This window comes from Pararhodobacter sp. SW119 (assembly GCF_017811755.1).
Lineage (GTDB): Bacteria > Pseudomonadota > Alphaproteobacteria > Rhodobacterales > Rhodobacteraceae > Pararhodobacter.
In genome coordinates, this window is the sequence record NZ_JADDJF010000079.1 from 1 (window position 1) to 8,642 (window position 8,642).

General features: G+C 67.2%; 11 protein-coding genes. 6 read left to right on the forward strand and 5 right to left on the reverse strand.

Going from position 1 to position 8,642, the window contains the following annotated elements; all coding sequences use genetic code 11:
* Positions 1 to 188: 188 nt before the first annotated feature.
* The 5 genes from IM708_RS19410 to folK form a co-directional block, all read right to left on the reverse strand.
* Entirely contained in the window at positions 189 to 935 is a 747-nt protein-coding gene (locus IM708_RS19410; RefSeq protein ID WP_209428228.1) for a pyridoxine 5'-phosphate synthase, read from the reverse strand.
* Positions 932 to 1,579, reverse strand: a complete 648-nt coding sequence (locus IM708_RS19415) for a DUF2062 domain-containing protein (protein WP_209428229.1) — start codon at positions 1,577 to 1,579, stop codon at positions 932 to 934. Before IM708_RS19415 ends, IM708_RS19410 begins: the two co-directional genes overlap by 4 nt.
* Positions 1,580 to 1,598: 19 nt before the next feature.
* The gene (locus IM708_RS19420) at positions 1,599 to 3,719 is read right to left on the reverse strand and encodes a bifunctional (p)ppGpp synthetase/guanosine-3',5'-bis(diphosphate) 3'-pyrophosphohydrolase (protein WP_209428230.1); all 2,121 of its coding nucleotides are present in this window, start codon (positions 3,717 to 3,719) and stop codon (positions 1,599 to 1,601) included.
* A gap of 22 nt (positions 3,720 to 3,741) precedes the next feature.
* Complete coding sequence (rpoZ, locus tag IM708_RS19425) at positions 3,742 to 4,098, reverse strand: DNA-directed RNA polymerase subunit omega (RefSeq protein ID WP_209428231.1); 357 nt, start codon at positions 4,096 to 4,098, stop codon at positions 3,742 to 3,744.
* 102 nt (positions 4,099 to 4,200) lie between these two features.
* The gene (gene folK, locus IM708_RS19430; RefSeq protein ID WP_209428232.1) at positions 4,201 to 4,773 is read right to left on the reverse strand and encodes a 2-amino-4-hydroxy-6-hydroxymethyldihydropteridine diphosphokinase; all 573 of its coding nucleotides are present in this window, start codon (positions 4,771 to 4,773) and stop codon (positions 4,201 to 4,203) included.
* Between the two features lie 129 nt (positions 4,774 to 4,902).
* On the opposite strand from folK, the gene IM708_RS19435 reads away from it, so the two are divergent.
* The 6 genes from IM708_RS19435 to IM708_RS19460 all read left to right on the forward strand — a co-directional run bounded on the left by IM708_RS19435 (position 4,903) and on the right by IM708_RS19460 (position 8,583).
* On the forward strand, positions 4,903 to 5,487 hold the full coding sequence (locus IM708_RS19435) for an NYN domain-containing protein (protein WP_209428233.1): 585 nt from the start codon (positions 4,903 to 4,905) through the stop codon (positions 5,485 to 5,487).
* A gap of 3 nt (positions 5,488 to 5,490) precedes the next feature.
* A complete protein-coding gene (locus tag IM708_RS19440; protein WP_209428234.1) occupies positions 5,491 to 5,946 on the forward strand; it encodes a YqaA family protein in 456 nt (151 codons plus the stop codon).
* 39 nt (positions 5,947 to 5,985) lie between these two features.
* Entirely contained in the window at positions 5,986 to 6,939 is a 954-nt protein-coding gene (ispH, locus tag IM708_RS19445) for a 4-hydroxy-3-methylbut-2-enyl diphosphate reductase (RefSeq protein ID WP_209428235.1), read from the forward strand.
* On the forward strand, positions 6,936 to 7,355 hold the full coding sequence (locus tag IM708_RS19450) for a DUF3429 domain-containing protein (protein ID WP_209428236.1): 420 nt from the start codon (positions 6,936 to 6,938) through the stop codon (positions 7,353 to 7,355). The genes ispH and IM708_RS19450 overlap by 4 nt, the downstream gene beginning before the upstream one ends.
* Positions 7,356 to 7,474: 119 nt before the next feature.
* A complete protein-coding gene (gene rnhA / locus IM708_RS19455) occupies positions 7,475 to 7,963 on the forward strand; it encodes a ribonuclease HI (RefSeq protein ID WP_209428237.1) in 489 nt (162 codons plus the stop codon).
* On the forward strand, positions 7,960 to 8,583 hold the full coding sequence (locus IM708_RS19460; RefSeq protein ID WP_209428238.1) for a trimeric intracellular cation channel family protein: 624 nt from the start codon (positions 7,960 to 7,962) through the stop codon (positions 8,581 to 8,583). Before rnhA ends, IM708_RS19460 begins: the two co-directional genes overlap by 4 nt.
* Positions 8,584 to 8,642: the final 59 nt, after the last annotated feature.

Below are 8,642 nucleotides of genomic sequence, written 5' to 3' on the forward strand. Positions count from 1 at the left end.
GACGCAGCTTGGCAGAGACTGCTCGCCGCATGAACCAGCTCGGAACGCAGACACCGCCTCGAAATTCGAAAATTAACCGCAATGAAACTTTCTCGAAAGTGGCGCGGGGTGTGCTGAGCGGCGCGCTTTCCGATCCCCGGCGGCGAGGGCCCCTAGGGCCACCGGGCCGCAAGGTGATCGAAGCGCCGTCAGACCCGGGCGGCGTCCATGCGGTGGCGCATCTCGGTGATCGCCGGGCCCAAACCCATGAATACCGCCTCGCCGATCAGGAAATGCCCGATATTGAGCTCTCGCACCGCGTCCATCGCCGCGAACGGGGCGATGGTGTCGAAGGTGAGGCCGTGGCCGGCGTGCACCTCCAGCCCGGCGCCATGGGCGTCGCGAACCGCGCGGCGCAATTCCGCCAGTTCGACGTCGGCGGCGTCCCCCTGCCCTTCGGCGACCAGATCGCAGTAGTGTCCGGTATGCAGTTCCACCACCGCCGCGCCGACGCGCACCGCGGCCTCGATCTGGCGCGCGTCATGGCCGATGAACAGCGACACGCGGCAGCCGGCGTCGCGCAGCGGCGCGATGAAGCCGGTCAGGCGGTTGGCATCGGCGGCAACGTCCAGCCCCCCCTCGGTCGTGCGTTCCTCGCGCTTCTCGGGGACGATGCAGACCGCGTGGGGCCGGTGGCGCAGCGCGATTTCCTGCATCTCCGCCGTCGCCGCCATCTCGAAGTTGAGGGGCAGCGCGATCGCCTCCATCAGGCGGGCGATGTCGTCATCGACGATGTGGCGACGATCCTCGCGCAGGTGGGCGGTGATGCCGTCCGCGCCGGCCTCCTGCGCCAGCAGCGCGGCGCGCACCGGGTCCGGATACCGGGTGCCGCGCGCGTTGCGCAGGGTGGCGACGTGGTCGATGTTCACACCCAGTCGGATCGGCGGTCTGCTCATTTGATCTCTCGCATGTCGCGTTCTCGTTGCAAGGCGCGCGCCGCTTCGAAACGGCCGCGCAACTTCGTCTGCCGGCGGCGCTGATAGGCGTTCACCAGCGGCAGGCAGACGTAATACATAGCGATCGCCGTGGGAATGCCCAGGATCGTGCCGCCCAGCATGAAGGGCAGGAACACCCGCCAGAAGAAATGGTTGAGCCGCCCCCAGTAGACCTTCTCGCCGATCAGCCAGCCCCAGATGTTGCTGGTCAGCTCCGAGGTCGCGTTGCCGGTGGCGGTCATCACCTCGACGAACTTCATGCTGTCGAGCGTGCCCATCAACCAGCTGCCCAGTTCCAGCGAGCTGACCGCGATGATCGGAAAGGTGATCGGATTGCCGAAGAACGTGCCCAGCAGGGCCGCCAGGATGTTGCCGCGAAAGAGCCAGGCGAAGAGTGCCGCCAGCAGGAAGTGAAATCCCCAGAGCGGCAGGAAGGACACGAAGGTGCCGGCGGCGATGCCGATGCAGATTCGCTGCGGCGTGTCGGGCAGTCGACGCAGGCGATGCAGGATGTAGGACGTGGCGCGCGTCCAGCCGCCGCGCGGATAGAAGACCTGAATCAGCCGGCGCGGGTAGCTTTGTTGTGTCCGGCGCTTGAAGACCACTCCGCGCTACGTCCCTCGCTCATGGTTGCCGCGTCGGATCGCGGAAACGGTCAACCTGCGCCACATCGCTTTCCGCATCCAGAACCGTCAGGATACGGTGCAGGTGTTCGGCGTCGCGCACGTCGGCCTCGACCACCAGACGGAAGAAATCGGGCTTGCGATCCACGAACCTCAGATCCGAGATATTGGCCTTCTGTTCGCCGATCAAGGTGCAAATCCGCCCAAGCACACCGGTCGAGTTGGCGATGGTGATATCGAGGGCGACGGAATAGACCGGCGGGTGGCGGCCTTCGTGCCAGCGCAGATCGACCCAGCGCTCGGGCTGTTCTTCGAGCGACGCCAGCACCTCGCAGTCGATGGCATGCGCCACGACCCCCTTGCCGCGATAGGTGATGCCCACGATACGCTCGCCCGGCACCGGCTGGCAGCAGGCGGCGCGGCGAAAGCTCTGCCCCGGCTCGAGCCCGACGACGGGGCGGGCGATATCGACCTCCTCCGGCGGGCGGGTGGCGAGTTCGGGATAAAGCTTCTCGACCACGCCGCGCGCGCTGATCTCGGCGCTGCCGATCTTCGAAAGAAGGTCCGTGGCGTTCTTCAGCCCCAGCGTCTTGGCGGCGGTGTCCAGTGCCTTGTCGGTGACCTTGCGGCCCACGTTCTCGAAGGCCACGCGCGACAACTCTCGCCCCAGTGCGACGAAGCGCTCGCGATCCTCCTCGCGCAGGGACCGACGGATCGCGGCCTTGGCACGTCCGGTATGGACCAGTTCGATCCAGGTCGCCTGCGGGCGCTGGCCTTCGGCGGTGATGATCTCGACCGACTGGCCGTTCCTGAGCCGCGTCCAGAGCGGCACGCGCAACCCGTCGAGCTTGGCCGAGACGGTGGCATTGCCGATCCGCGTATGGATCGCATAGGCGAAATCGAGCGGCGTCGCGCCCCGCGGCAGCTGCACCACGTCGCCCTTGGGCGTGAAGCAGAAGACCTGGTCGGCATACATCTCCAGCTTGACGTGTTCGAGGAATTCGTCGTGGTCCTCGGAACTGTCGAGCCGTTCGGTCAGCGTCGCGATCCACTTGGCGGGGTCGACGGCAAAGGGGTTGGCGGTGCGCGCGCCGTCGCGGTACGCCCAGTGCGCGGCGACGCCGGCCTCGGCCACCTCGTGCATCTCGCGCGTGCGGATCTGCACCTCCACCCGCTTGCCGTCCCGGCCCGAGACGGTGGTGTGGATGGATCGGTAGCCGTTCTGCTTGGGCTGGCTGATGTAGTCCTTGAACCGCCCCGGCACGGCGCGCCAGCGCTGATGGATCAGGCCCAGGACGTGGTAGCACTGCACGACATCGTCGACGATGATGCGAAACCCGTAGATGTCCGACAGGCGCGAGAAGGCAAGGTCCTTTTCCTGCATCTTGCGCCAGACCGAATAGGGCTTCTTGGCGCGGCCATAGACGGTGGCGTCGATGCCGGCCTTTTCCAGCTCCAGCCGGATGTCGGAGGTGATCTTGGGGATCACATCGCCCGACTCGCGCTGCAGCAGGATGAAGCGGCGCAGGATCGAGTTGCGCGCCTCGGGGTTGAGGACGCGGAAGGACAGGTCCTCCAGTTCCTCACGCATCCACTGCATGCCCATCCGGCCGGCCAGCGGCGCGTAGATGTCCATCGTCTCGCGCGCCTTCTGCGCCTGCTTGTCGGGCCGCATCGACCGGATCGTGCGCATGTTGTGCAGCCGGTCGGCCAGCTTGACCAGGATGACGCGCAGATCGCGGCTCATCGCGATCAGAAGCTTGCGGAAATTCTCGGCCTGCTTGGCCTCGGTGGACGACAGCTGCAGGTTGGTCAGCTTGGTCACGCCATCGACCAGATCGGCGATCTCGTCGCCGAAAAGCCGCTTCAGCTCGATATGGGTGGACCGCGTATCCTCGACCGTGTCGTGCAGAAGGGCCGTGACGATGGTCGCATCGTCGAGCCGCATCTCGGTCAGGATCGAGGCGACGGCGACGGGATGGGTGAAATACGGCTCGCCCGAATAGCGGGTCTGGCCGTCGTGCATCGCCGCGCCATAGTCCCAGGCGCGGCGGAGCAGGTCTTCATCGCAGTTCGGATTGTAGTTGCGGACCAGCGCAACCAGGTCATCGGGCGTGATCAAGTCCGGACCCTGCCCGCATCGCTCAGCCTTCCTGGCTCTGCGCCTCGAGCAGTTGGCGCAACATCTGCTCTTCGGTCATGTCGTCGGCCGCCGGGCGGTCCGATTCGGTGCTCATCAGCAGCGCCATGTCGTCATCCTCGGGCATGTCGACCTCGATCTGGGTCTGCATGCTTTCGATCATCCGCTCGCGCAGGGCATCGGCCTGCTGCGTCTCTTCGGCGATCTCGCGCAGGGCGACGACCGGGTTCTTGTCGTTGTCGCGGTCGATGGTGATCGGCGCACCGGCCGCGACTTCGCGCGCGCGGTGGGCAGCCAGAAGTACCAGTTCGAACCGGTTCGGAACCTTGTCAACGCAATCTTCAACCGTCACGCGGGCCATGCAGACACTCCATGTCCTGGGAAAGGGCGGGTCAAGTTGCGGCTTCTAGCGCGATTGCGGGGCCTTGACAAGCCGAAGCTGGCACTGCGCGCCGCCGTCCCATCACAACCGCCTGAGCGCCGCCCGTTCCGCCGGATCGAGGGCGTCGCGCATCTGCCGCACCGTGCAGCCCAGCAGGGGGTGGACCCAGTCTGGCGCGATCTCGGCCAGCGGCACCAGCACGAAGGCCCGTTCGTGCAGCCGGGGATGCGGCAGCAGCAGGCGGTCGGGCGCGGCCTGCATCTGCGCCGCCAGCGGCAAGTCCATCCACTGGCGCAGCGTCCCCGCGTCGGGCAGCACCAGCGACCCCGCCGCCAGCAGATCGAGGTCGATCACCCGCGTCCCCCAGCGCTGGACCCGCTCGCGCCCCATCGCCGCTTCGATCCCGTGCAGCGCGGCCAGCAGCGCTGCGGGTTCCAGCCTCGTCTCGACCTCCACACAGGCATTCACGAAGTCGGGACCGGACCTTGCCGGGAACGCCGGTGTTTGCCAAATGCCGGACTGTCTGGTACGTTTTACGGGTATTTGGTCGAGCAAGCGCAGAGCTTCCGAAAGTGACGCAGCGTTCTGGTCGGTAAGCGCCGACAGATTGCTGCCGAGTGCAATCAGGAAGCGGTTGCCCTTGACTTTTTTCATCCGTAAACAGCCTCAGTTCGTGTCTGGGTACCAGTGGCGATGCCGGAACATCGGCCCCCTCGGGTGTCCGATCCAGGAACCCCATCGGCATCGGCGGCGTCTCATGACACGGTCGCGAAAGGAAAGGCAATGTTTTACAAGGACGAGCGCCTCGCGCTTTTTATCGACGGGGCCAACCTCTTTGCCGCGGGCAAGGCACTGGGTTTCGATATAGACTACAAGCTGCTGCGACAGGAATTCATGCGCCGTGGCAAGCTGCTGCGCGCCTTCTACTATACCGCGCTGCTGGAGAGCGAGGAATACTCGCCCATCCGCCCGCTGATCGACTGGCTGCAGTACAACGGCTACACGATGGTGACAAAGCCGGCGAAGGAATACATCGACAGCGCCGGGCGCCGGAAGGTCAAGGGCAACATGGACATCGAGCTGGCGGTGAACGCCATGGAGCTCGTTGACCGGCTTGACCATGCGGTCCTGTTCTCGGGCGACGGCGACTTCCGGCCGCTGGTCGAGTCGTTGCAGCGCCAGGGCTTGCGCGTCTCGGTCGTCTCGACCATCCGCTCCAGCCCGCCGATGATCGCCGATGACCTGCGCCGCCAGGCCGACAACTTCATCGAGCTCGACGATCTGCGCGAGGTCATCGGCCGCCCGCCGCGCGAACCGCGCGAGCCGCGCGTCGAACGCGAGGAAGCCACGACCGGCGAAGATGGCTGACAGATGATCGCGGCCCTGGCCGCGGTCTTCGCCGCAACCTTTCTTGCGGCGACCGTGTTTCCCTTCCAGTCCGAACTCGTCTTCGTCGGCGTCCAGCTGTCCGGGCTGGCGCCGCTGGCGATCCTGGTCGCGGTCGCAAGCCTCGGCAACACGCTGGGCGCCTTCGTCAACTACTGGATCGGCGGCAGGCTGGAAGACGCCGGCGCGCATCGCTGGCTGCGCATCGACGACCGCCAGTTTGCCCGCGCAAGGGTCTGGTGGGAACGCTACGGCGTCTGGTCGCTGCTGCTCAGCTGGGCGCCGATCCTGGGCTGGTTCACGGTCGTCGCCGGGGCGATGCGCACGCCGCTGTGGCAGTTCACCCTGCTGGTCGGCATCGCCAAGACCGGGCGTTTCGTGTTGCTTGGCTGGCTCACCGCGCAGGCGATGGGGCTGGACTGGGCCGCCGACGCGCCTTAGGTCTGGCAACGAACGCAAGCAGCCGGAAGGACCGCCGCGATGACCGCGAAGCCCCCGCTTACGCTCTATCTTGCCGCGCCGCGCGGTTTCTGCGCCGGCGTCGACCGGGCGATCAAGATCGTCGAGATGGCGCTGCAGAAATGGGGCGCGCCGGTCTACGTGCGCCACGAGATCGTGCACAACCGCTTTGTCGTCGACGGGCTGCGCGCCAAGGGCGCGGTCTTTGTCGAGGAGCTGGATGAATGCCCCGATGACCGGCCGGTGATCTTTTCCGCGCATGGCGTGCCCAAATCAGTCCCCGAAGCCGCGCAGGCACGCCGCATGGTCTATGTCGACGCCACCTGCCCGCTGGTGTCGAAGGTGCATATCGAGGCCGAGCGCCACCACGAAAACGGCCTGCAGATGGTGATGATCGGGCACGCCGGCCACCCCGAGACCGAGGGCACGATGGGCCAGTTGCCGCCGGGCGAGGTGCTGCTGGTCGAAACCGTCGCCGATGTCGCCGGCCTGACGGTCCGCAACCCCGAAAAGCTGGCCTTCATCACCCAGACGACGCTGTCAGTGGACGATACTGCCGCCATCGTCGCGGCGCTGAAGGCGCGGTTTCCCGCGATCATCGGCCCGCACAAGGAAGACATCTGCTACGCCACCACCAACCGGCAGGCGGCGGTGAAAGAGATCGCGCCGCGCATCGACGCGCTGCTGGTCATCGGCGCGCCGAACTCCTCGAACTCGCGCCGGCTGGTCGAGGTCGGGCGCGCCGCGGGCTGCGACTACGCCCAGCTGATCCAGCGCGCGACCGAGATCGACTGGCGCGCGCTCGACGGGGCGCGGGCCGTCGGCCTGACCGCCGGCGCCAGCGCCCCCGAGGTGCTGATCGACGAGGTGATCGCGGCCTTCGCCGAACGCTTCGACCTTACCCGCGAACTGGTCGAGACCGCGGTCGAGCGCGTCGAGTTCAAGGTTCCCCGCGTCCTGCGCGAACCGGCATGACGCCGCCGCGCATCGCCATCCTGCTGACCGCAGCCGGCGCCCTGCCCTTCATCGCCGCCGCCGCGATGATCCTCGGCCTGATCCCCGGCGAGGGGCGCGGCCTGATCGTGGCCTATGGCACGGTGATCCTGTGTTTCATGTCGGGCGTGCTCTGGGGTTTTGCCGCACGTGGCGCCCCGGCCTGGGCCTATGTCCTCAGCGTGCTTCCGGCGCTGCATGTCTTCTTCTTCGTGACACCGCATCCCTGGGCGTTCGAAGGTCAGGCGCTCGCGCATCTCATCGCCGGGTTTCTCGGCGTGCTGATCCTCGATCTGGTCTTTCAGGCCAAGCGCCTGGCCCCACGCTGGTGGCTGAGCCTGCGCATCCCCGTCACCGCCGTCGTCGTCGGCTGCCTTTGGGTCGCCCGCCATGCCTGAGCCCCGGAAAATGCGCTTTCCCGAAAGTTTCATTGTGGTTAATTTTTCGAAATCGTACCGTGATTACAGCTACTTGCGCGAGCGTCCAACCTTGGACGCTTGCGCCTTCGGGGGCCGGAATGCCTGAAATCCACGCCTGGACCGACGGCGCCTGCTCGGGCAATCCCGGCCCGGGCGGCTGGGGCGTGTTGATGCGCGCGGTCGAGGGCGACACCATCCTGAAGGAGCGCGAGCTCTCGGGCGGCGAGGCCGAGACGACCAACAACCGGATGGAACTGATGGCCGCGATCGCCGCGCTGGAGGCGCTGACGCGGCCGACGACGATCACCATCACCACCGACAGCGCCTACGTCAAGAACGGCGTCGGCACCTGGATCCACGGCTGGAAGAAGAACGGCTGGCGCACCGCCGACCGCAAGCCGGTGAAGAACGTCGACCTGTGGCAACGCCTCGACGCAGCACGGGCGCGCCACGACGTGACCTGGCGCTGGATCAAGGGCCATGCCGGCCACGCCGAGAACGAACGCGCCGACGAACTCGCCCGCGCCGGCATGGTCCCCTTCAAACCCCGCGCCGCGGCGGCGGCCGGTTCCGGGGGGCGGTCATGAGCCTGCTGTCGGCGCTGGATTACCTGTCGGTCTTCATCTTCGCGCTGACCGGCGCGCTGGCCGCCAGCCGGGCGCAACTCGACCTCGTAGGTTTCCTGTTCATCGCCAGCCTCACGGCGGTCGGCGGCGGCACGGTGCGCGATCTCTTGCTCAACCGCGACACGGTCTTCTGGATCGCGAACCCCTGGTATATCGGTACCGCCTGCGTCGCGGCGGCCCTGGTGTTCCTCACCGCCCACCGGCTGGAATCGCGGCGCCGCGCGCTCGACTGGTTCGACGCCGGCGCACTCGCCGTCGCCGTGGCCGCCGGCGTGGGCGTCGCGCTCGCGCTCGACCAGAGCCCGGCGGTGGTGCTGATGATGGGCATGGCCACGGGCACCTTCGGCGGGCTGATGCGCGACGTCGTCTGCAACGAAGTGCCGATGGTCCTGCGCCAGGGCGAGCTTTACCTCAGCGCCGCTTTCGCCGGTGCGCTGAGCGCGCTGGCGGTCGTCGCCCTGACCGGCGCCACCCCGCCGGCGCTGCTGACCTGCGCGGCGGTGACCTTCCTGCTGCGCACCGGCTCGCTGATCTTCGGATGGCGCCTGCCGGTCTACCGCCCCCGCCCGCCGCGCAGCTGAAGGCCGCGCGGCGCGGCCATATCGACGATGATTGCACCGGTTCCATTCAGCGGGGTGCC